Annotated in this window: 19 protein-coding genes and 3 tRNA genes; 13 read left to right on the top strand and 9 right to left on the bottom strand. The window is 72.3% G+C overall.

Going from position 1 to position 20994, the window contains the following annotated elements:
• Nucleotides 1-273 precede the first annotated feature (273 nt).
• Complete coding sequence (locus ABWI04_RS19960) at nt 274-984, top strand: TetR/AcrR family transcriptional regulator C-terminal domain-containing protein (protein WP_345183721.1); 711 nt, start codon at nt 274-276, stop codon at nt 982-984.
• A gap of 142 nt (nt 985-1126) precedes the next feature.
• Nucleotides 1127-2107, top strand: coding sequence for an NAD(P)-dependent alcohol dehydrogenase (locus ABWI04_RS19955; RefSeq protein WP_353833372.1), 981 nt, complete (start codon nt 1127-1129; stop codon nt 2105-2107).
• A gap of 15 nt (nt 2108-2122) precedes the next feature.
• Here ABWI04_RS19955 and ABWI04_RS19950 read toward each other — a convergent pair whose 3' ends face one another.
• Nucleotides 2123-2995, bottom strand: a complete 873-nt coding sequence (locus ABWI04_RS19950) for a DMT family transporter (RefSeq protein ID WP_345183725.1) — start codon at nt 2993-2995, stop codon at nt 2123-2125.
• Between the two features lie 194 nt (nt 2996-3189).
• On the opposite strand from ABWI04_RS19950, the gene ABWI04_RS19945 reads away from it, so the two are divergent.
• Nucleotides 3190-5235 (top strand): right-handed parallel beta-helix repeat-containing protein, encoded by a 2046-nt coding sequence (locus tag ABWI04_RS19945; protein WP_353833371.1) that lies wholly within the window; start codon nt 3190-3192, stop codon nt 5233-5235.
• A 142-nt stretch (nt 5236-5377) separates the two neighbouring features.
• Here the strand turns inward: ABWI04_RS19945 and ABWI04_RS19940 are convergent, their stop codons facing one another.
• Nucleotides 5378-6124, bottom strand: coding sequence for a TetR/AcrR family transcriptional regulator (locus ABWI04_RS19940; protein ID WP_353833370.1), 747 nt, complete (start codon nt 6122-6124; stop codon nt 5378-5380).
• 127 nt (nt 6125-6251) lie between these two features.
• Between ABWI04_RS19940 and ABWI04_RS19935 the strand changes: the two genes are divergently transcribed.
• Nucleotides 6252-6815, top strand: a complete 564-nt coding sequence (locus ABWI04_RS19935) for a dihydrofolate reductase family protein (RefSeq protein WP_353833369.1) — start codon at nt 6252-6254, stop codon at nt 6813-6815.
• A 275-nt stretch (nt 6816-7090) separates the two neighbouring features.
• On the opposite strand, the gene ABWI04_RS19930 is transcribed toward ABWI04_RS19935, so the two are convergent.
• The 5 genes from ABWI04_RS19930 to ABWI04_RS19910 form a co-directional block, all read right to left on the bottom strand.
• Nucleotides 7091-7162: transfer RNA gene (locus tag ABWI04_RS19930), tRNA-Val, on the bottom strand.
• A gap of 14 nt (nt 7163-7176) precedes the next feature.
• Nucleotides 7177-7247 (bottom strand) — tRNA-Cys (locus tag ABWI04_RS19925).
• Nucleotides 7248-7279: 32 nt separating this feature from the next.
• Nucleotides 7280-7352, bottom strand: a tRNA-Gly gene (locus ABWI04_RS19920).
• A 42-nt stretch (nt 7353-7394) separates the two neighbouring features.
• On the bottom strand, nt 7395-8366 hold the full coding sequence (locus tag ABWI04_RS19915) for a CHAP domain-containing protein (RefSeq protein ID WP_353833368.1): 972 nt from the start codon (nt 8364-8366) through the stop codon (nt 7395-7397).
• 157 nt (nt 8367-8523) lie between these two features.
• Nucleotides 8524-9327, bottom strand: coding sequence for a universal stress protein (locus ABWI04_RS19910; RefSeq protein ID WP_353833367.1), 804 nt, complete (start codon nt 9325-9327; stop codon nt 8524-8526).
• Between the two features lie 86 nt (nt 9328-9413).
• Here ABWI04_RS19910 and ABWI04_RS19905 point away from each other — a divergent pair, with 86 nt between their 5' ends.
• A complete protein-coding gene (locus ABWI04_RS19905; RefSeq protein ID WP_353833366.1) occupies nt 9414-10022 on the top strand; it encodes a YceI family protein in 609 nt (202 codons plus the stop codon).
• Nucleotides 10023-10100: 78 nt separating this feature from the next.
• On the opposite strand, the gene ABWI04_RS19900 is transcribed toward ABWI04_RS19905, so the two are convergent.
• Nucleotides 10101-11015, bottom strand: a complete 915-nt coding sequence (locus ABWI04_RS19900; protein WP_353833365.1) for a LysR family transcriptional regulator — start codon at nt 11013-11015, stop codon at nt 10101-10103.
• A gap of 93 nt (nt 11016-11108) precedes the next feature.
• Between ABWI04_RS19900 and ABWI04_RS19895 the strand changes: the two genes are divergently transcribed.
• The 7 genes from ABWI04_RS19895 to ABWI04_RS19865 all read left to right on the top strand — a co-directional run bounded on the left by ABWI04_RS19895 (nt 11109) and on the right by ABWI04_RS19865 (nt 18643).
• Entirely contained in the window at nt 11109-12254 is a 1146-nt protein-coding gene (locus ABWI04_RS19895; protein WP_345183752.1) for a TDT family transporter, read from the top strand.
• 100 nt (nt 12255-12354) lie between these two features.
• The gene (locus tag ABWI04_RS19890; RefSeq protein WP_353833364.1) at nt 12355-13434 is read left to right on the top strand and encodes an LLM class flavin-dependent oxidoreductase; all 1080 of its coding nucleotides are present in this window, start codon (nt 12355-12357) and stop codon (nt 13432-13434) included.
• Entirely contained in the window at nt 13431-14024 is a 594-nt protein-coding gene (locus ABWI04_RS19885; protein ID WP_353833363.1) for an FMN reductase, read from the top strand. Before ABWI04_RS19890 ends, ABWI04_RS19885 begins: the two co-directional genes overlap by 4 nt.
• A gap of 45 nt (nt 14025-14069) precedes the next feature.
• Nucleotides 14070-14426: an ArsR/SmtB family transcription factor gene (locus ABWI04_RS19880; RefSeq protein WP_353833362.1), complete on the top strand. Its 357-nt coding sequence runs from the start codon at nt 14070-14072 to the stop codon at nt 14424-14426.
• Entirely contained in the window at nt 14423-15052 is a 630-nt protein-coding gene (locus ABWI04_RS19875) for an SRPBCC family protein (RefSeq protein WP_353833361.1), read from the top strand. The genes ABWI04_RS19880 and ABWI04_RS19875 overlap by 4 nt, the downstream gene beginning before the upstream one ends.
• Before the next feature lie 112 nt (nt 15053-15164).
• Nucleotides 15165-17363, top strand: coding sequence for a carbamoyltransferase HypF (gene hypF, locus ABWI04_RS19870; protein WP_353833360.1), 2199 nt, complete (start codon nt 15165-15167; stop codon nt 17361-17363).
• Between the two features lie 179 nt (nt 17364-17542).
• Nucleotides 17543-18643, top strand: a complete 1101-nt coding sequence (locus ABWI04_RS19865) for a beta-propeller domain-containing protein (protein ID WP_353833359.1) — start codon at nt 17543-17545, stop codon at nt 18641-18643.
• Between the two features lie 34 nt (nt 18644-18677).
• Here the strand turns inward: ABWI04_RS19865 and ABWI04_RS19860 are convergent, their stop codons facing one another.
• Nucleotides 18678-19079, bottom strand: coding sequence for a PPOX class F420-dependent oxidoreductase (locus ABWI04_RS19860; protein ID WP_353833358.1), 402 nt, complete (start codon nt 19077-19079; stop codon nt 18678-18680).
• Between the two features lie 87 nt (nt 19080-19166).
• On the opposite strand from ABWI04_RS19860, the gene ABWI04_RS19855 reads away from it, so the two are divergent.
• Complete coding sequence (locus ABWI04_RS19855; RefSeq protein WP_353833357.1) at nt 19167-20879, top strand: MFS transporter; 1713 nt, start codon at nt 19167-19169, stop codon at nt 20877-20879.
• Nucleotides 20880-20994 lie beyond the last annotated feature (115 nt).

The following is a 20994-nucleotide window of genomic DNA, read 5'->3' as shown; positions in this document are numbered from 1 at the left end:
CAGGAACGCCATTATTTCGGACGGCTCCGCTTTATCGCCATGGAGTTGGGCGAATGCTCAGAGCCTTTTCGGGAAGCGTTCGGGCGGGCGGGCACTTCAGAACCCACGGCAGCGAATAAAGCGTCAACCTCCGACATTTGTCGACCCTTTTTCGGGGTGGCAAAGAATAGCCGATGGGTGCGACCGGAACGGGGGCGGCGGATGCCGGCCGGCACGGGACGCGCCTGCGGGAGACTTACCGTGTACGGGTAGGGTGCGTCGGGAGGAAGATCCATGAGTTCACGGACCGGCGCCGACGAGGCGGCCGAGCGGCCGCGCGTCCCGCTGAGCCGCGGGCGGGTGCTGCGGGCGGCCGTGCGCCTCGCCGACCGCGACGGCCTCGAGGCGCTCACCATGCGCCGGCTCGCGCAGGAGGTCGGGGTCGAGGCGATGTCGCTGTACCACCACGTCGCCAACAAGGAGGCGGTCCTCGACGGCGTGGTCGAGGTGGTCCTCGACGAGATCATGGAGGCGGTGGAGAAGGCCGACGCCCCGCCTCCCGAGCGGGACTGGCGGGCGGCGCTGCGCGCGCGGATCCTGGCCGCCCGGGCCGTCCTGCTCCGCCACCGTTGGGCCCCGGGGCTGCTCGGCGCCCGCAGCACCGTGAACCCGTTCGTCATCGCGTACTACGACCAGGTCGTCGGGCTCCTCCGGGCGGGCGGTCTCTCGTACGACCTGTCCCACCGCGCGCTGCACGTCCTGGGCAGCCGGGCCCTCGGGTTCGCTCAGGAGCTGTTCCAGCCCGGCGAGGCCCAGGCCGCCGGCGACCCCGCGGTGATGGAGCAGATGGCCGGCCGGTTCCCCCACCTCGCCGGGATGCTCGCGGACGCCGTCCACGACGATCCGGACGGCACCCTGGGCTTCTGCGACGACCAGTTCGAGTTCGAGTTCGCCCTCGACCTGATCCTCGAAGGGCTGGAGCGGCGCCGAGCCGCCGGCGCCTGACCCCCTACCGGACGCTGCCCGCCGGAAGTCCGCCACGCCGCGCCCCTTGACTGCCTTACGCCGTACGATTACCTTACGGCGTATGAGAACCTTACGGCGTACGACGGACGCTTCCCCCGCCCCCGCGCACCCCAGGGCCGCCATGAAGGCCTGGACCTGGGACCGCTACGGCCCGCCCGACGTGCTGGCCCTGAAGGACGTCGACGAACCCGCCATCGGCCCCGACGAGGTGCTCGTGCGGGTGCGGGCGGCGGCCGTCAACCCCTACGACTGGCGCCACCTGCGGGCCGACCCGAAGCTGGTCCGGCTCAGCTGCGGCCTGCGGCGGCCGAGGCCGGGCCTCGTCCTCGGCGCCGACCTCGCCGGAGTCGTGGAGCGGACGGGCCCCGCGGTGACGGGGCTGCGCCCCGGCGACGAGGTCTTCGGAGAGGTCCGCCTCGGCTCGTTCGCCGAGGCCGCCGCCGTTCCGCGGGACCGGCTGGCGGTCAAGCCGGCCCGCCTCACCTTCGAGCAGGCGGCATCCGTGTCGATGGCCGCGCACACCGCGCTGCAGGGACTGCGGGACACGGGGAGGATCTCCGCCGGGCAGCGGGTCCTCGTCAACGGCGCCTCCGGCGGCGTCGGGACGTTCGCCGTCCAACTCGCCAAGGCGTTCGGAGCCGAGGTCACCGGCGTGTGCAGCATCCGCAACCTCGAACTGGTCCGTTCCCTGGGCGCGGACCATGTCGTGGACTACACCCGTGAGGACTTCACGCAGCGGAAAGGACGGTACGACCTGCTCATGGACATCGTGGGCGACCGGCCGTTCGCCGAACTGCGGCGCTGCCTGACGTCCCGCGGCACGCTGGTGATCGTGGGCGGCATCGCCTCGCCGCGCGGCGGGCTGCTCGGCCCCGCGGGGCAGATCGTCCGCGGCGCCCTGGCCTCCCCCTTCGTCCGCCAGCGCATCGACCACGTCGGCTGGCGGCCCAACGCCGCGGACCTGCGCTTCCTGGCCGAACTGATGGAGGAGGAGCGGGTCACGCCCGTCATCGACCGGACCTACCCGTTCGCGGAGCTCCCCGAGGCCCTCCGCTACATCGAGCGCGGCCGCGCCCGGGGCAAGGTCGCCATCGCCTTCTGACCGCCGCCGCGGAGGTCAGGCCATCGCGATGGCGGCGATCCCGGCCAGCACCACGGCCGAGCCCGCCAGGCGGCGGACGGCGTTCGCCTCGCCCAGGACCCGCCACGCGGCCAGTCCGCCGAGCACGATGCTCAGCTCGCGGGCGGGAGCGACCAGGCTGACCGGCGCGATCCGGAGCGCGAAGAGCACGAGCAGGTACGCCACCGGCGACAGCAGGCCGATGATGAGCACTTCGCGCCGGTGGTCGCGCCACAGGCGGCCGACCCGCGCCCTGTCCCGCAACGCGTACGGCGCGAGGATCAGGCTCTGGGCGAGCGCGCCGGAGCCGAAGTAGACCAGCGGCGGGACCGCCAGCCCCGTGACCGAATGCGCGTCCCACAGCGTGTAGCCGGCGATCACGACACCGGTCAGCACGCCGTAGAGGACGCCCGCGCGCCGGCGCGCCGGCGAGGCGCCTCCCTCCGCCGGTGCGCCGCCGCTGACGACCAGGATGCCGACGATCACGAGGAGCGCGCCGACCAGCCCGGGCAGGCCGGGCTTCTCGCCGAGGAAGAGGACCGCCACCAGCACCGACAGCAGCGGCCCGGTGCCCCTGGCCAGGGGATAGACCACCGACAGGTCGCCGACGGCGTACCCGCGCTGCAGCACGATCCCGTACGCCACGTGCAGGATCGCGGTCACCAGCGCCGCGAGCAGCCATGTCCACTGCGGACGCTGCGGGGTCACCGCCAGGAAGACCAGCGCCGCCGGGGCGAACACGATGGCCGAAACGGTGTAGTAGAGGAAGACGAACGGCGCCCCTCCGTCGCCGACCCGCTTCGCGGAGAAATTCCAGAACGCGTGCACGACGGCGGCGACGAGGACGAGCGAGAGGGCCCAGCCGTTCACGAGGAGACCCTCCTCCAATCCTTCGCGCCGGTGGACCCTGGGCAGTGCGGCGCCATCGTACTCGCGCCGCCCCAGTGGCCGCGGTGACCGGTTGTGGACCTTGAAGCGGCCCGCATCGTCGCTAGATTGAACGTGAATTTCGTTCAAATTTCGTGGTCCGCAGGCCGAGCAGGCGTTCGGGACGAGGTTGGCTGATGGGCAGACGGTTTCTCGGCAGGCTCTGGTTGGTCGTCGCCACGGCGTCCGGGCTGGTCCTCGGGCTGATGGTGAGCGCGGACGCGCACATCGAGCGTCCCTCGTACTGGCCGCTGCCCGGCCCGGACTGCTCGGTCAGCCCGTGCGCGGGCGGCGCGGTGCCCAAGGCCAGGAGCCTGGCCTCGTCGCTCGCGACGACCAAGGGCAGCACGACCCGCGTGGTGTGCCGCCCCGACTCGCTCAAGCGGCTGGAGGCCTCGATCAGGCGGGCGCGGAAGTCGGGCTACGACATCCGGCCGCACGACCACCGGCGGTTCGGCGCCGCGGAGGCGCGGGAGCTCACGCGGATCAACCGGGCGCTGGCCGCGCGGTGCCGGTACGGCGAGATCCAGCCCGCGGTGACCGCCTCGGGCAACAACGACCGTGTCGTGGTCCTGCCGGGCGTCTACACCGAGCCCACCTCCCGCGCGAAGCCCACCCACGACAAGGCGTGCGACCCGTACAAGCTGACCACGGGGGCCTACTCCTACCTCGGCGAGTACATGTGCCAGAACGACGCCAACCTCATCGCCGTCCTGGGCCGTTCGCCGGGCTCCGGCAAGGACCCGGACCCGCCGCTGGTCGACCGGCACGGCATCCCCAACCGGGGCGCGTGCGTGCGCTGCAACCTCCAGCTCGAAGGGTCCGGCGTCAGCGCGGACGACGTGGTGGTGGAGGCCGGCGACCCCGCGTCGGGCAACGGCGGCCCGCGCCGCTCGGCGAAGGACGTGGGCATCCGCGCCGACCGGGCCGACGGCTTCGTCCTGCGGAACGTGACCGTCCGGCACGCCGAGGAGCACGACATCTACGTGCTGGAGAGCAACGGGTATCTGCTCGACCGCTTCAAGACCTTCTACGCGGGCGAGTACGGCGTGCTCACCTTCGTCGAGGACCACGGCGTGATGCAGAACTGCGAGGCGGCGGGCAACGGCGACTCCGGCCTCTACCCGGGGTCGGGCGCCAAGACCTCGGCCGGCCGCGACCCGAAGTTCTATCCGACGGCGCGCTACAGCCAGGAGATCCGCTACTGCGACTCCCACCACAACACCAGCGGCTACTCCGGCACCGACGGCAGCGGCACCTGGCTGCACCACAACAACTTCTACGGCAACGCCCTCGGCTTCACGACCGACGTGTTCACCGCGGCGGGACACCCCGGCTTCCCGCAGCAGGGCGACCTGATCGAGAAGAACGACTTCTTCTCCAACAACTTCAACCCCTACCTGCCCGGCAGCGACGTCGTGCCGACGGTGCCGGTCCCCGTCGGCACCGGCATGTGGATCGCGGGCGGCGACGACAACGTCGTCCGCGACAACCGCTTCCGCGACAACAGGAGGCGCGGCGCGATGCTGTTCGCCGTCCCCGACGCCTTCGTCTGCGGGCCCGGAAACGGCCCCATCACCGGCTGCGACCCGCTGAAGCTGTCCACGTCCCACCGCAACTCGTTCCACGGCAACACGATGTCCGGCAACGGCGTCGACTTCTGGTGGGACGCGTTCCCCGGCAACGTGGGGAACTGCTGGTACTCCAACGGCAACGCGACCGGCTCCCCGAAGAACCTGCCCGACTGCCTGAACGGCAAGGTCCCCTGGCTGAGCATCGGCCTCGGCAATCTCGAGAACGAGGCCGAGCTGATCGTCTGCATGTCCGACCTGAAGCCCGGCGGCCCGTGCCCCTGGTTCAAGTCCCCGGCCGCCGGGAAGGCCGCGCCCGCCGACGGCCACGACCACGGCGCGACGGGGGAGCTCAACGACGCGCTGCTCGCGGCGGTGACGTGCCACTCCTGGCACGGGATGAACACCGACCAGCGCGACCACATGCTGACCAGGATGCAGGTGTTCATGGGCGGCCAGATCGACCACCCCGGGGCGCGGGGCACCACCCTCAGCAACGAGAAGGCGACCCGCGTCCTCGACAACGCCTGCGGCCTCTCCTTCGCCGGCCAGTTCAAGCTGTACAAGCTCTATGCCCGCGCGGCGGCCTTCACCCCGCAACCGCAACGCTGAGCCGCACGCCCATGCCCCGCGCCGTCACGCCATAGGCGCACCGGGTAACCGGGTTCGGCCTCCCCGCTCATCTGCTCGACTCCGGTTCACAGGGTCGCGGGAGTGGCACCAGCCGGAATCCGGCCGTCGGTGGGCAGATCGCTTATGGAGGATCTGGGCGCGAAGCCGTTTGTTCGTCGCCGTTGCTGTGGGTGCGTTGAGCGATGGTGCGTTCGAGACCGTCGAGGAGGGCGAGGAGGCCGAACTCCCGGGTCGTGGTGGTCGAGGGGATGGCCACGGTGGTGGCAAGCAGCGGGAAGCGGTCGGCGTTGAGGAGGAGCAGTTCGCGCATGACGGGGGCGGCGCTGCCGTCCGTCCAGGTCTGAGTGCCTTGGGTGGCGGCCGGGTGGGTGGCGCGGATGTGATGGGACACCGTCATGACCGCGTCGAGCCGTTCGCGTTCGGTCAGGGGGGTGTCGCTGAGGGCGCTGAGGGCTCTTTCGGACCATGCGGCCTCACGTGGGCCCATGACACGGTCGCCCACGGTGACCGACGGCAGCCAGGGGTGGTGCTGCCAGGCGGCGGACAGTCCGCGGGCGTACTCCTCCAGCTTGGCCCGCCAGCCGGCCGCCCCGCTCAGGTCGGGGGGTGTGCCGACCGCCGCCTCGACCATGATGGCCATCAGCTCTGTCTTGCCCTTGACGTAGCGGTACAGGGCCATCTTGGTGAGGCCGAGCTCGGCGGCGACGCGGTGCATGGAGACCGCCTCCAGGCCCTCGGCATCGGCGACCTTGACGGCGGTGTCGGCCAGCTGGGCGAGGTCGAAGGCGGGCCTGGGGCCTCTGACGCGCGGCTTCCGCAGGCCCCACAACAGCTCCGCCAGTGTCCTCGGATCCTCGTTGACCGCCACGTCGCCTCCCGCTTGCCAACCGTCGAAACTGTCTCTACCGTACACAGTGTTCGGGGGACACAGTTTATCTCCGGACCCGGGAGCAGGCGGTGGCCGAGGGGCCACGCCGTGAAACGAGGAGTGGGCCGTGTCCAAATCGGTGCTCGACATGTCGATGTCCCTCGACGGGTACATCGCCGATCCCAACGACTTCCTCGGTGGCGACGACGGCGAGCGGCTGCACAAGTGGGCTGACTCGGACCGGCATCCCGAGCCGGTCAAGCAGTTCCAGGACGAATGGAACGGGGCCGGCGCGATCCTCGCGGGACGGCGGACCGCTGAGCTCATGGACCACTGGGGCGGCTCCCACGGCGGTCTCCCGATCTTCGTCCCCAGCCACCGGCCGCCCGGCCCGGCCGCCAGGTGGGGCTATCCGCTGGTGACCTACGTGAACGACGGGATCGAAAGCGCGATGGCGCAGGCGAAGGCCGCCGCCGGGGAACGGGACGTCCAGATTCGTGGCGGCGCCTACACAGTGCAGCAGGCCCTCGAGGCCGGAGTGCTGGACGAAGTGCAGATCCACCACATTCCAGTACTCCTGGGCGCGGGGCGCCGGTTGTTCGACGTCCTGCCGTCGGAGATCGAGTTGGAGATCATTCAGGTGATCGACACGCCCGAGGCCACCCACATCCGCTACCGCGTCCGCCGCTGACCCGATAGGGCTGGGCCCGAGTTGCTGTGACCACCTCAGCCTCGCCCGAGATCGGCCAGGTGGTCCCAACGCCGCTCTACAGCCAGCGGAGGAGAGGGAAAGATCAGGAAGCCCAGCTGAGTGACCCCCGAGGACGCGCCAGAAAGCTCAGCCCGCACGCAGGGGGCGTGGGGGACGGAGTCCCCCACATCGGGGGTCTGGGGGTCGCCCCCCAGAAAAGCACTGCGGGCCACCGGGGAAGGCGCCATAGGCGCCGACCAGGATGGCCCGACTCGTGGGCGATACTGGGATTGAACCAGTGGCCTCTACCGTGTCAAGGTAGCGCTCTCCCACTGAGCTAATCGCCCTTGCGTGTGCTGCGAGGTGGAGACGGGATTTGAACCCGTGTACACGGCTTTGCAGGCCGTTGCCTCGCCTCTCGGCCACTCCACCAGAGCGAGGCCTGCCTGACGGGGGCCTCTCAGAGCGGACGACGGGATTCGAACCCGCGACCCTCACCTTGGCAAGGTGATGCTCTACCAACTGAGCCACGTCCGCGTGCCGGTCCGGGGGTCGCCCCCCGGGCTCGCACGAACAACTCTAGCGGAATCCTGGAGTGCTTGCGTACCGGTCGGATGCGGAGTCGGTGAGCTCGGCGTGCAGGGTGTTCCAGAAGTCGAGCTCGCTGTCCTCTTCGAGGTGGGCGATGCGGCCCCAGAACTCGCGGTCCTCGGCCGCGTGGGCGGCGGCGAGGGAGATGGCGGGCATCACGGTGGTGCCGGCGTCCGCGGCGTCGAGGTCGGCGGGGGTGACGTCGGCGGGGAGGGCGACCGGGGTGGCGGGGCGGTGGTGCTTGCCGCGCTTGCGGACGCGGATGGGCGGCGACGTGGGGGCCTTCGCGGCGGCGGCGCGTCCGGCCGCGAGGGCCACGGTGCCGCAGAGGACGAAGGCGAGGATGCCGCCGAGGACGACCTCCTGGGCGGGGACGTGCTCGGGGGTGGGGGAGTGCTGCTGCTGCTCGTGGGTGCGCGTCGTGGCGGCGGGGGCGCCGACCTGGTCGACGGCGGGGGCGGGCGCGGCGTGCTTCGGGGTGTACTTGGCCTCGACCTTGATCTTGGACGGGTAGCCGAAGCCGACGACGGAGTCCATGTCGCGGGTCTTGCGCATGAGCTTGTAGCCGTCGGCGTTGCCCTCGATGGTGTGGAGCGTGTGGCCGTCGACCTTCTCGACGATGCCGACGTGGTCGATCTGGTCGATGTCGCCGGAGCCGTTCCAGTCGTAGAAGACGATGGCGCCGGGTTCGGGGTCGTGGCCCCAGGCGTCGTTCTTCTTGAACCACTTGGCGTGGTCGATGGTGGAGGCGAACTGCCCGGCCTGGCCGGCGACGTCGGCCTTGTCGGCGGCCCAGGCGAGGAACATGTCGCACCAGGGCGCCGTCGAGAAGTACTCGTCGTGGTCGCCGTCGAGGTTCTTGCGGTACCACTCGCCGAACTTGGTGTAGCCGTCGCCCTTCTCGGTGTACCCGAGCTCCTTCGTGGCGATGTCGAGCAGCTTCTTGCCGATCGGGTCCATCTCGCTCCTGACGCGCCTCGCTCGTTCGGGCGAGGTGGCGCCCGACCGGGGGACGGAACGCGCCCCGGTCCAAGGTCACGTTCCGATCTCGACGGAATGTAGCCGAGGTAAACGGTGGGCGGCAACCGCTTCCAGGGAAACGGTCATAAGGGACTACTCAGTAGTAGCCTCGCGGGAGGACGGCGACCGGACAGGGCGCCGCGCGCAGGACCTTGAGCGCCACCTCGCCCAGGAAGACGCGGTGGGCGGCGGCGTCCTCGCTGGACGCGCAGACCAGCAGCTCGCCCTCGGGCCAGTCCACGTCCTCGAGCGCGTCCGCGACGTCGTCGCCCTCGGCGACCTCGGCGGTGACGTCCTCGGGGACCAGTTCCGCTGAGTCCAGGGCGAGCCGGATGGCAAGGGCGAGGTCGTCGCGGAGGGGCTCGGGGTTGACGTCGCCGATGGCCAGGGTGACCAGCCGGAGCGGCACCTCCAGCCGCTCGGCGGCCTGGGCGGCGCGGATGACCGCCTCGTCGCACTGGGGCCGCCGCACGTACATGACCGTGATCCGGGCCAGCTCGTCGGACGGCCGGTGGCCGGACGGGGCGAGCATCACGGCCTCGGTCGCCGAGTGGAGCAGGTGGTCGGCGGCGGCGCCGACGCCGATGCGGCCGCGGGCGCCGCCCTCGGGGGAGCCGACGACGATCAGGTCGGCGCCGATCCGGCTGGCGAGGACGGTCAGGCCGCGCCCGACACTGCGGCCCTCCTGGACGAGCAGGTCCGCGGGCTCGCCGTCCAGGAGGTCGGCCACCTGGTCCAGGAGCGCGCGGGCCTCGCCGGCCGCGGCGGGCAGGTCCGGCGGATGGACGGTCGCCACGCTCAGGCGGCCGCCGGTCAGCGCGACGATCCCGCGGGCGAGGTCGAGTGCCTCCCGGCCGCCCGCGTCGGGGACGTATCCGGCCAGCACGTGTTCACCGATCATGTACGAAGCATTCCCCCTCGGAGCCCGGACAGACCAGAGTGAGTTTTGGGGTACTTTTGCCGAGTTATCTGACTTTTGGGGGATTTATGGGTGGCGAGGTACCCGACCTCGAAGCCGGCCGCTGGGCCATCGACCCGGTCCACTCCGAGATCACTTTCTCGGTGCGGCACCTGATGACGACGGTGCGCGGCTCGTTCCCGGACTTCGAGGGCGAGATCGTGATCGGGGAGGACCCGATGGAGTCCACCGCCCGGGCGGAGATCCGGATGGGATCGATCGACACCCGCAGCGCCGAGCGGGACGAGCACGTCCGCTCCGCCGACTTCCTCGACGTGCGCCGCCATCCGGTGATGAGCTTCGCCGGCACCGGCGTGGAACGTGCCAAGACCGGCCGCCGCGCCCGCACCCCCCGCTACCACCTGCTCGGCGACCTGACGATCAAGAACGTGACCCGTCCGGTCCGGCTGCTGACCGAGTTCCACGGCGTGGGCCCCGACCCGTGGGGCGGCGTCCGCGCGGGATTCACCGCGACCGCCTCCATCAGCCGCCGCGACTTCGGCATCGAGTTCAACATCCCGCTGCAGGGCGACCGGGTCATGCTCGGCGACGAGATCGCGATCGCGCTGGAGATCCAGACCGTGTTCACCGCCGCCGGCGCGCCCCACCCGGGGGCCGAGGTCCCGCTCGACCGCTGACCGCCGGCCCGAGCGCCCAGGCCCGGTCACGCCGCGAGCCGCCAGGCGAGCGAAGTGGGCCGGGACTTCGGAACACGGCTAGCCGCCGGCGCGGGACGCGCGGGTCAGGCCCAGGAGGTCGCGGGCGGGACCGGCGGGGCGCCGGCCCGCCGGCCAGACCGCGCGCAGCGGGCGCGCGAGATCCAGTTCGGGGACGGGGACGCAGACCAGCCGCCCGGCGGCCACCTCGTCGGCGACGGCCAGATCGCTCACCACGACCGGCCCGGCTCCGGAGACGGCCGCCGCCTTCAGCGCGGTGGTGGACGCGAGCTGCAGCATCGGCGACGCCGTCCCGCCGTGCGCGGCCAGCGCCCGGTCCAGGACCTCGCGCGTCCCCGACCCCTCCTCGCGCAGGACGAGCGGCGTCCGCGCCAGCTCGGCGGCCGGGACCCCGGAGCGCCGCCGCGCCCAGGGGTGCCGCGGGCCGACCACGACGACGAGCCGGTCGGTGGCGACGACGGTGCCGTGCAGCCCGGCCGGCGTGCGCGCCCCCTCGACGAACCCGAGGTCGGCGCCGCCGCCGCGCACCTGCTCGGCGACCACGGTCGAGTTGGCGGTGCGCAGGGTCACCGCGACGCCCGGGCGGACGGTCCGGAGGGTCACCAGCCAGCCGGGCATCAGGTACTCGGCGACCGTGAGGCTCGCCACGACGCGCAGCCGCCCGTCGCGCCGCTCCCGCAGCGCGTCGAGCCCCGCGTCGAGCGCCTCCGCCGCCGCGACCACCTGCCGGGCCCACTCGGCGACCAGCGCGCCCTCCTCGGTGGGGCGGGAGCCGCGCGGCGACCGTTCGAGCAGTGCCACGCCGAGTTGCCGCTCCATCGAGCGGATCCGGGCGCTGGCGGCGGGCTGGGTGACGCCGACCTCGGCCGCCGCGCGCCCGACGCTGCCGAGCCGGACGACGGCGAGCAGCAGTTCGAGGGCGCCGAGGTCGGGGACGCGGTGCGAGACGGCCATGACCCCGATTCTACGGACCCATAGCTTTGCTTTATGACCCCATAGAGCCATGACCTCTACTGATGTCCGCGAATGCGGTGGAACCTGGACGTCATGAGCCTTCCCACCCCGAACCGCGCCCTGCTGGGCGCGCTCGACCGCCCGACCGAGGCGTTCCGGCATCTCGGTCCCAACTGGTACGCGGCCGTCATGGGCACGTCGATCGTTGCGAACGGGGCGAACGCGCTGCCGGTCGACGTCCCCGGCCTGCACGCCTTCGCCGTGGTCGTGTGGGCGGGCTCGCTGCTGATGCTCGTCGCGCTCATGGCGGCGCGCGCCGTCCACTTCGCCCGGCACACGGACGTGGCGCGGTCCCAGCTCCTGGACAACCCGGCCACGGCGGTGTTCTACGGCTGCCCGCCGATGGCGATGCTCGCCGTCGGCTACGGGACGCTCATGCTCGGCCCCGAGGTGATCGGCGCCCGGGCGGCGATCGCCCTGGACGCCGTCCTCTGGACGCTCGGGACCCTCTACGCCGTGCTGGCCGCCGCCGGCGTCCCCTACCTCATGATCACCAGGCACCGGCCGGGGCCCGCGAACCCGACCTGGCTGCTGCCCGTCGTCGCCCCGATGGTCGCCGCGGCGCTCGGGCCCGCGCTCGTCCCGCACCTGCCGGAAGGGCAGGCCCGCGCCACGATGATGTTCGGCTGCTACGGCCTGTTCGGCGCGAGCCTGCTGGCCACGCTGGTCCTGCTGCCCGGCATCTGGTCGCGGCTCGCCGGCGGGCCGCCGTCACCGGTGGCCCTCACGCCGACGCTGTTCCTCGTGCTCGGGCCGCTCGGTCAGTCCACCACGGCCGTCGTGCAGATCGCGAACGCGGCGGGGCAGGCCGCTCCCGGATACGCGGCGGCGGCGCGCGCGTTCGCCGTCCTCTACGGCGCGCCGGTGATGGGCTTCGCGCTGCTCTGGCTGGGCATCGCGGCGACCGCCAACCTGCGGGCGCTGCGCGGCGGCATGCCGTTCGCGATGACGTGGTGGGCGTTCACCTTCCCGGTCGGGACGTGCGTGACCGGCGCGTCCGGCCTGTCGCGGATCACGGGCCTGGACGCGCTGACCGGCGTGGCCGTGCTCCTCTACCTGCTTCTCGTCACGGCCTGGGCCGTGGCCGGCGTCCGGACGGTCCGGGGCGCGCTCAGCGGGCGCCTCTTCCTGCCCGCCGTCCCGCGCCCGGCGCCGCTGCTGCCGGCTCCGGCCGCCTAGCGGGGCGGTCACCGCGTCCTCCCGGGCGGCGGGGCAGGAATACCCGCCCGGGGGTCGCGGTTCGGTAGAATAATTGAAAGTTCTACTATTGGAGGCCGGCATGCAGTTCGGGATATTCACGGTCGGCGACGTCACCCCCGACCCGACCGACGGGCGCGTCCCGACCGAGGCCGAGCGGATCAAGGCCATGGTCGCGATCGCGCTCAAGGCCGAGGAGGCCGGCCTGGACGTCTTCGCGACCGGCGAGCACCACAACCCCCCGTTCGTGCCGTCCTCCCCGACCACGATGCTCGGCTACATCGCGGCGCGCACCGAGCGGCTGATCCTGTCGACCGCGACCACGCTGATCACCACCAACGACCCGGTGAAGATCGCCGAGGACTTCGCGATGCTCCAGCACCTCGCCGACGGCCGGGTGGACCTGATGATGGGCCGCGGCAACACCGGCCCCGTCTACCCCTGGTTCGGCAAGGACATCCGCGACGGCATCCCGCTCGCCATCGAGAACTACCACCTCCTGCACCGGCTGTGGCGCGAGGACGTCGTCGACTGGGAGGGGAAGCACCGCACGCCGCTCCAGTCGTTCACCTCGACCCCGCGTCCGCTGGACGGGGTCCCGCCGTTCGTCTGGCACGGCTCGATCCGCAGCCCGGAGATCGCCGAGCAGGCCGCCTTCTACGGCGACGGCTTCTTCGCCAACCACATCTTCTGGCCGACGGACCACTTCCAGCGCCTGATCGGCCTGTACCGGCGCCGCTACGAGCACTACGGGCACGGCTCCGCCGACCAGGCGATCGTCGGCCTCGGCGGCCAGGTCTTCATGCGCAGGAACTCCCAGGACGCCGTCCGCGAGTTCCGCCCGTACTTCGACAACGCGCCCGTCTACGGGCACGGGCCCTCCCTGGAGGAGTTCACCTCGGAGACGCCCCTCACGGTCGGCAGCCCCCAGCAGGTCATCGACAAGACGCTGACGTTCCGCGACCACTTCGGCGACTACCAGCGCCAGCTGTTCCTGATGGACCACGCGGGCCTGCCGCTGAAGACCGTCCTGGAGCAGATCGACATGCTGGGGGAGGAGGTCGTGCCCGTGCTGCGCGAGGAGTTCGAGTCGCTGCGTCCCGCGCACGTCCCGGCGACCGCCCCGACCCACGCGTCCCGTCTCACCGAGGAGGTGCGATGACCACGCTCGCCGTCGTCTCCGCCGGGCTCGGGCAGCCCTCGTCCACCCGGCTCCTGGCCGACCGCCTCGCCGAGGCGACGGTCGGCGCACTCCGGGAGGACGCGACCGTCGAGACGGTCGAGCTGCGCGACCACGCGCACGCCATGGTCGACGCGACCCTGACCGGCTTCCCGTCCGGGACGTTCCGCGCCGCCGTCGAGACGGTGGCGAACGCCGACGGCCTCATCGCCGTGACGCCCGTCTTCAACGCGTCCTACACCGGGCTGTTCAAGACGTTCTTCGACGTCCTGGAGCGCGGTTCCCTGGAGGGCACGCCGGTGCTGCTCGGCGCGACCGGCGGTACCGCCCGGCACTCCCTGGCGATCGATTACGCGATGCGCCCCCTGTTCGCCTACCTGCGCGCTAGCGTCGTCCCGACCGGCGTCTTCGCGGCGTCCGCGGACTGGGGGAGCGCCGAAACCGCCCTGCCCGAACGCGTCGCCCGGGCGGGAGCTGAACTGGCCGCCCTGGTGGAGGCCCGTCCGGCCCCGCCGAAGGACGATCCGTACGAGGCGCCCGTCCCGTTCGAGCGGCTTCTCGCCGGACACTGAACTTGAGATTTGGCTTATATAAGCCGAGCCTGTAACTTGGGTCACGTGCACGCATTCGATGTGGTGGGCGACCCCGTCCGGCGCCGGATCCTCGAACTGCTCGCCGACGGCGAGCGCTCGTCCGGCACCCTCACGGCGGTCGTCCGGAAGGAGTTCGGGATCTCCCAGCCCGCCGTGTCCCAGCACCTCAAGGTGCTGCGCGACAACGGATTCGCCGTCGTGCGGGCGGAACGGACGCGCCGGCTCTACGCTGTCGACTCAGCACCGCTGCAGGAGTTGGACGCGTGGCTCGAACGCTTCCGCCGGTCCTGGACGCCGCGTCTGGACGCCCTGGCGACCGAGATCGCCCGCGGGAAGCGCGCACACCGCACGCATCAGGACGACCCAGGGAGCGAGACATGATCGAAGTCACCGGCCAGATCAACACGGTCACCCGCACGGTGGGCGAGAAGGCGCTGGAGTCCGGCACCGCGAGGACCGCGACCATCAGCAGGGTCTACGACACCGGCGTCGACGACCTGTGGAACGCCGTCACCGACCCCGAGCGGATCTCCCGCTGGTTCCTGCCCGTCTCCGGCGACCTGCGGCTCGGCGGCCGCTTCCATCTGGAGGGCAACGCCAGCGGGACGATCGAGCGCTGCGACCCGCCGAAGGGGTTCGCGGCGACGTGGGAGTACGGCGGCCAGACCACCTGGATCGAGGTCCGGCTGACCCCCGAGGCGGACGGCCGGACCCGGTTCGAACTGGAGCACACCGCCCTCGTCGACCCTTCGCAGAACCAGTTCGGCCCGGGCGTCGTCGGCATCGGCTGGGACATGGGGCTCCTCGGCCTCACCATCCACGTGGAGTCCGGCGAGGACGCCCGGGCCAAGCTCGGCGACTCCTGGGCCATGTCCGAGGAGGGCCGCGAGTTCGCGCGGCAGGCCGGCGAGGGCTGGTACGCCGCCGACGTCGCGGCCGGCGCCGACGAGGCCGCCGCCCGCACCGCGGCGGACTTCACCATCGCCATGTACACCGGGGAGCAGTGACCTCCGGCGTCGAACACGCCCGGCGTCCGCCCCTCCTGCCGCGGAGTCGTCCGTTGGGACACGCTCGGTAGCCTTCGGTCACCGACGGTGACCGGCAGGGCACAATGGCGGGGTGGACGTCAGGGTCGGTGTCCGCGTCGAGGGGGTCGTGCAGGGCGTCGGTTTCCGGCCCTTCGTGCACGGCCTCGCGACCGGCCTCGGGCTGTCGGGGCTGGTCGGCAACGACGCGGGCGGCGTGTTCATCGAGGTCGAGGGCGCTCCCGACAAGGTCGGGCGGTTCCTGGACGGGCTGCGCACGCGCCCGCCCCGGCTCGCCCTCGTCGAGCGCGTCACCACGCGGGAGCTGGACGCCGTGGGGCGCGGCGGCTTCGCCATCGTGGGCAGCGACGCGTCGGGCGAGCGCCGGGCCCTCGTGTCCTGGGACGCGGCGACGTGCGACGACTGCCTGCGCGAGATGCGCGACCCGGGCGACCGGCGCCACCGGTACCCGTTCATCAACTGCACGGGTTGCGGGCCGCGTTTCACGATCGTCACGGGCGTGCCCTACGACCGTCCGAACACCACCATGGCGGGCTTCGCGATGTGCGGGCCGTGCGCCGCCGAGTACGAGGACCCGGCCGACCGCAGGTTCCACGCCCAGCCGGTGTGCTGCCCGGCCTGCGGCCCGTCCCTCGCCCTGCGCCCCCACGCCGACGAGCCCCTGGAGGCCGCGCGGGCGGTGCTGGCGCGGGGCGGGGTCCTCGCGGTCAAGGGCCTCGGCGGCTACCACCTCGCGGCGCGGGCGGCGGACCCGGGGGCGGTGGCCGCGCTGCGTTCCCGCAAGCACCGCGAGGACAAGCCGTTCGCCGTGATGGTCCCCGACCTGGAGGCGGCCCGGGCCCTGTGCGACCTCTCGGCCGCCGAGGAAGAGCTGCTCACCGGGCCGCGGCGCCCGATCGTGCTCGCGCGGCGCCGGCCGGGCGCCGCCCTGGCGGACGCGGTCGCACCGGGAAACCGGTCCGTCGGCCTCCTGCTGCCCTACACCCCGCTGCACCACCTGCTCGTCACCGAATCGGTCGTCCTGACCAGCGGCAACGTCTCGGACGAGCCGATCGCCTACCGTGACGAGGACGCCCTGGGGCGGCTCGCCGGCATCGCCGACGCCTTCCTCCTGCACGACCGTCCCATCCACACCCGCACCGACGACTCGGTGGTGCGGACGTTCCGCGGCCGCCCGCTCCCCGTCCGCCGCTCCCGCGGCTACGCGCCGGAGCCGATCCCCGTCCCCGCCGGCCGCCCGGTGCTGGCCTGCGGCGCGGAGCTGAAGAACACGTTCTGCCTGACCCGCGACGGCCGGGCGTTCGTCTCCCACCACATCGGCGACCTGGAGAACCACGAGACGCTCCGCGCCTTCGAGGAGGGCATCGGCCACTTCCGGCGGCTGTTCGACATCGCGCCCGAACTGATCGCCTACGACCCGCACCCGGAGTACCTGTCCACGAAGTACGCGCTCGACCAGGACCTGCCCGGGATCGCTGTCCAGCACCACCACGCGCACATCGCCTCCTGCCTCGCCGACAACGGCGCGGACGGCCCGGTGATCGGCGTCGCGTTCGACGGCACCGGGTACGGGACCGACGGCACCCTGTGGGGAGGCGAGTTCCTGGTCGCCGACCTGCGCGGCTTCGAGCGCGCCGGGCATCTGGAACCGGTTCCGCTGCCCGGCGGCGCCGCCGCGATCCGCGAGCCGTGGCGCATGGCGGCGGCCTACGGGGTCCCGGGCGACCTGCCGGTGGCCCGCCGCCCCGACTGGGCCGCGGTGACCGCCCTGGCCCGGCGCGGTGTCAACGCGCCGCCGACCTCCAGCATGGGCCGCCTCTTCGACGCGGTCGCCGCCGTCCTCGGCGTCCGCGACCGCGTCAACTACGAGGGGCAGGCCGCCGTCGAACTGGAGCAGTGCGCCGACCCCGCGGAGACCGGCGCCTACCCAGCAGCGCTGAACGGCACGACCGGCTTCACGGTCGCGGGCGGCGAGTTCGTGGACGCGGTGGTGAGCGACCTCAGGGCCGGCGTCCCCGTCCCGGCGATCGCCGCGCGGTTCCACAACGGCGTCGCGGCGCTCGTCGTCGCCGCGGCCTCCCGCATCAGGTCGGAGACGGGCCTCGGCACGGTCGCGCTCTCCGGCGGGGTGTTCCAGAACATGCTCCTGCTCGGCCGCGCCGTCTCCGGCCTGGCCGACGCGGGCTTCGACGTGCTGACCCACCACCGCGTCCCTCCCAACGACGGCGGCATCAGCCTCGGCCAGGCGGCCGTCGCCACCGCCCGCGGCTGACCTGAGGACCGCCCTGGCCGGATCCGGACGCGCCGCCGCGGGCACTGGCGATCCCTCACCGATGGACCGTGCCCACCAGGCGCGCGACACCGGAGGTGCACGCTGGCGCGCGCCCGCGGGACGCCGCGCTCGAAGCGAAATGGCGACGCGGCGCCCCGCCCGGAGGGCATGATCATCAGATGGCGGACGAAGGGGACGAGCGGCAAGAAGCCCGGCCGAGGTCGTGGGCCGTCCGGCGATGGGCGGCCCCACTGGCGCTGGCCGTGTCCGTCGCCGCCTCCATCGGCGCCGTGAACCTGCTGGTGGACGGGTCGGCGGCCACCACCGCGCTGCCCGGTGAGCAGCGCAGGCCGCGCTTCATCGTCGCGGTGGGCAGGTTCGGAAGCGCCTCCCAGGGGCACGGCCCGGAGCCGTGGTTCGAGGTCAGGGCGGTTCAGGCGGGCGGGGGGCCGCCTCTGGACTCGGTGCCCGCGCCGCGAGCGGCCGGAGCGGCGCGGTCGCTCATCGAGGGGCCGGGGGGCGTGTTCGTGTTCTCCACCTTCAAGGAGAAGACGTGCACGACCCGGTTCCACCGGTTCCGCCTCACCGGCGGCGGCCGGGTGAAGGATCTCGGGCCGCTCGCCACGGACGCCGTCCCGGCGCGCGTGGCCGGGCTGGCCATGAGCCCGGACGGTGCAAGGCTCGCCTACGCGACGACCCCCTGCGCGAAAGCCGCGCGGCCCCAGGCGACGGTGACCGTCCTCGACCTCGGCTCGGGCCGGACGCGAGCCTGGAGCACGGCCGCCCCCTCACTCGTCGGTGAGATCGTCTGGGCGGGCGACAGCCGCACGCTCGGCTACGCCGTCAGCGACGTGCGGCTGGATGCCGCGCACAATCCCTTCCTTGAGGGCAGGGTCGGGAACGTCACCGTGTACGCCCTCGACACGAACGGGCAGAGCGCCGATCTGCGGGACGGCCGCGTCCTGTTCCGGCAGCCCGACGACTCCGCCGCGGTCACCACGGCCGTGATGAACCCGGGCGGGCGTGCGGGCTACGGCGCGATGAGGAAGGCGCGCCCGCCGAGCTTCGTCCTGTTCTCGTTCGCCGCCGGCAAGCCGATGAAGGTCACCCGGACCATCAGGCTGGATCCCGGCGGCGGGATGGTTCTCGGCTTGACCGCCGACGACGGCCCCCGGTACGCCTGCCTCGGAGGAGTCGACTCCTTCGGCAGGGTGACCGAAGGCGACTTCAGGGACACCGTGGACGGTGGCCAGAGCTGCGCGGTCGCCTACGGCTACTGACCGCCGTCCCGGCGCCCACCGCCGGAAGGCGGTGTCAGAGGTTGCCCAGCACCCGGGTCGGGGTGATCTCGATGACGACGCGGTTCGGGTTCGGGCGCGGGGGCTTGTAGCGGGCGGTGTAGAGATCCTCCGCGTGGGCCACCGAGTCCGGGTCGGTCCGCAGGACGGCGCGGCCCTCGACGGTCGACCAGCGGCGGCCGTCCACCTGCGTGACGGCCGCGGGCAGGCCGGATGCGCCCGCGTCGCGGACATGGCGGGCCTTCGCCGAGGAGGCCGAAGTGATCACGCGGACGGTTCCGGCGTCCAGCGTCGCGCCGACGGGGACCGAGTGCGGGGTCCCGTCCGGGCGGAGGGTGACGAGCGTGCACAGGTGGCGCTCCCGCCAGAAGGCGAGGAGGTCCTCGTCGCTCAGGTCCAGCCGGTGTCGTCCGTCCACCGGAGTAAGCCTATCCGGACTGGCCGGTTTCGACGGGTTTATGATTAGTTAGCGTAAGAAAGTATCTCCGACAGGGGAGGGCGCGGCGTGCCGTCCAAGCACTATCCGTGGATCGCGCTGAGCAACACGACGCTCGGCATGCTGCTGGCCACGGTCAACTCCTCGATCGTGATCATCTCGCTGCCGGCGATCTTCCGCGGCATCCATCTGAACCCCCTCGAACCCGGCAACGTCAGCTACCTGCTCTGGATGCTGATGGGCTACATGCTCGTCTCGGCGGTGCTGGTGGTGACGCTCGGGCGGCTCGGGGACATGTTCGGGCGCGTCCGGATGTACAACGCCGGGTTCGCGGTCTTCACGGTCGGGACGCTCGTACTGGCGCTCGACCCGCTGCACGGGGGCGCCGGGGCGCTCTGGCTCATCGGCTGGCGGGTCTTCCAGGGGATCGGCGGCGCCATGCTGATGGCGAACTCGGCCGCGATCCTCACCGACGCGTTCCCCGCCCACCGGCGCGGCATGGCGATGGGCGTCAACCAGGTCGCGGGCATCGCCGGGACGTTCATCGGCCTGGTCGCCGGCGGGCTGCTGAGCGAGATCAACTGGCGGCTGGTGTTCTTCGCCTCGGCGCCCATCGGGATCGTCGGGACGCTCTGGGCGTACCGGAGCCTGGTCGAGACCGCCAGGCGGGCGGTCGGCGCGAGGATCGACTGGCTCGGCAACGTGACGTTCGCGGTCGGGCTGACCGCGCTGCTCGCCGCGATCACCTACGGGATCCAGCCCTACGGCGGGCACGACATGGGCTGGACGAACCCCTGGGTGCTCGCCGGGATGATCGGCGGCGTCGCCGTCCTGGCGCTGTTCTGCTGGATCGAGACCCGGGTCGAGCAGCCGATGTTCCACCTGAGCCTGTTCCGGATCCGGGCGTTCGCCGCCGGCAACCTGGCCGGGCTGCTCGCCGCGATCTCGCGCGGCGGGATGCAGTTCATGCTGATCATCTGGCTGCAGGGCATCTGGCTGCCGCTGCACGGCTACGACTACGAGGCCACCCCGTTGTGGGCCGGCATCTACCTGCTGCCGCTCACCGCCGGCTTCCTGGTCGCCGGGCCGATCTCGGGGCACCTGTCCGACCGGCACGGCGCCCGCGCGTTCGCCTCCGGCGGCCTCGTGCTGTCGGCGCTGGCGTTCGCCGGGCTGCTGGTGATCCCGACCGACTTCGGGTACGCCACCTTCGCGCTGCTGATCTTCCTCAACGGGATCGGCTCCGGGCTGTTCGCCGCGCCCAACACCACCGCGATCATGAACTCCGTCCCGGCGGACCGGCGCGGCGTGGCCTCCGGGATGCGCGCCACCTTCATGAACGCCGGCATGGTGCTGTCGATCGGCGTGTTCTTCTCCCTGATGATCGCGGGACTGTCCGACACGCTGCCGAGGACGCTGACGCGTGGCCTGACCGAGCACGGCGTCCCGCCAGGGCCCGCCGCCCAGGTGGGCGAACTGCCGCCGGTCGGCACGCTCTTCGCCGCGTTCCTCGGCTACAACCCCATCCAGAACCTGCTCGCGCAGTTCCACGTGCTCGGCGGCCTCGCGCCGGACGACGTGGCCACCCTCACCGGCCGCTCGTACTTCCCGCACCTGATCTCCGAGCCGTTCCACCACGGCCTGGTCATCGTGTTCGGCATGGCGATCGCGATGTCGCTGGTCGCGGCGCTGGTGTCGCTGCTGCGCGGGCGCCGCTACGTGCACGACGACGACGCCGCGGGCGAGCCCGCGCTGCAGAAGGCGGGCCGCGGCGCCCGCTGACCGACGCGCGGCCGGTGGCGAGAATCTCCGCCTTCGGCATGGGCTGGATCATCGGGAACCACCTCGCCGACAGGACCACACGGGCACAGGTGCAGTGAACGAGCCACCCCGGAGC

Origin of the sequence: Actinomadura sp. NPDC000929, assembly GCF_040492065.1 — a bacterium.
Taxonomy (GTDB): Bacteria; Actinomycetota; Actinomycetes; order Streptosporangiales; family Streptosporangiaceae; genus Spirillospora; species Spirillospora verrucosospora.
This window is presented reverse-complemented; position numbering and strand designations above follow the sequence as displayed.

Bases quoted from the DNA above. Each gene is read 5' to 3' on its own strand.
- ABWI04_RS19900 (WP_353833365.1), bottom strand. From the start codon at position 11,015: ATGGCCGTCTCGCACCGCGTCCCCGACCTCGGCGCCCTCGAACTGCTG.
- ABWI04_RS19865 (WP_353833359.1), top strand. From the start codon at position 17,543: ATGGCGGACGAAGGGGACGAGCGGCAAGAAGCCCGGCCGAGGTCGTGG.
- ABWI04_RS19915 (WP_353833368.1), bottom strand. From the start codon at position 8,366: ATGGACCCGATCGGCAAGAAGCTGCTCGACATCGCCACGAAGGAGCTC.
- ABWI04_RS19885 (WP_353833363.1), top strand. From the start codon at position 13,431: ATGACCACGCTCGCCGTCGTCTCCGCCGGGCTCGGGCAGCCCTCGTCC.
- ABWI04_RS19875 (WP_353833361.1), top strand. From the start codon at position 14,423: ATGATCGAAGTCACCGGCCAGATCAACACGGTCACCCGCACGGTGGGC.
- ABWI04_RS19955 (WP_353833372.1), top strand. From the start codon at position 1,127: ATGAAGGCCTGGACCTGGGACCGCTACGGCCCGCCCGACGTGCTGGCC.
- ABWI04_RS19890 (WP_353833364.1), top strand. From the start codon at position 12,355: ATGCAGTTCGGGATATTCACGGTCGGCGACGTCACCCCCGACCCGACC.
- ABWI04_RS19905 (WP_353833366.1), top strand. From the start codon at position 9,414: ATGGGTGGCGAGGTACCCGACCTCGAAGCCGGCCGCTGGGCCATCGAC.
- ABWI04_RS19910 (WP_353833367.1), bottom strand. From the start codon at position 9,327: ATGATCGGTGAACACGTGCTGGCCGGATACGTCCCCGACGCGGGCGGC.
- ABWI04_RS19895 (WP_345183752.1), top strand. From the start codon at position 11,109: ATGAGCCTTCCCACCCCGAACCGCGCCCTGCTGGGCGCGCTCGACCGC.
- ABWI04_RS19960 (WP_345183721.1), top strand. From the start codon at position 274: ATGAGTTCACGGACCGGCGCCGACGAGGCGGCCGAGCGGCCGCGCGTC.
- ABWI04_RS19945 (WP_353833371.1), top strand. From the start codon at position 3,190: ATGGGCAGACGGTTTCTCGGCAGGCTCTGGTTGGTCGTCGCCACGGCG.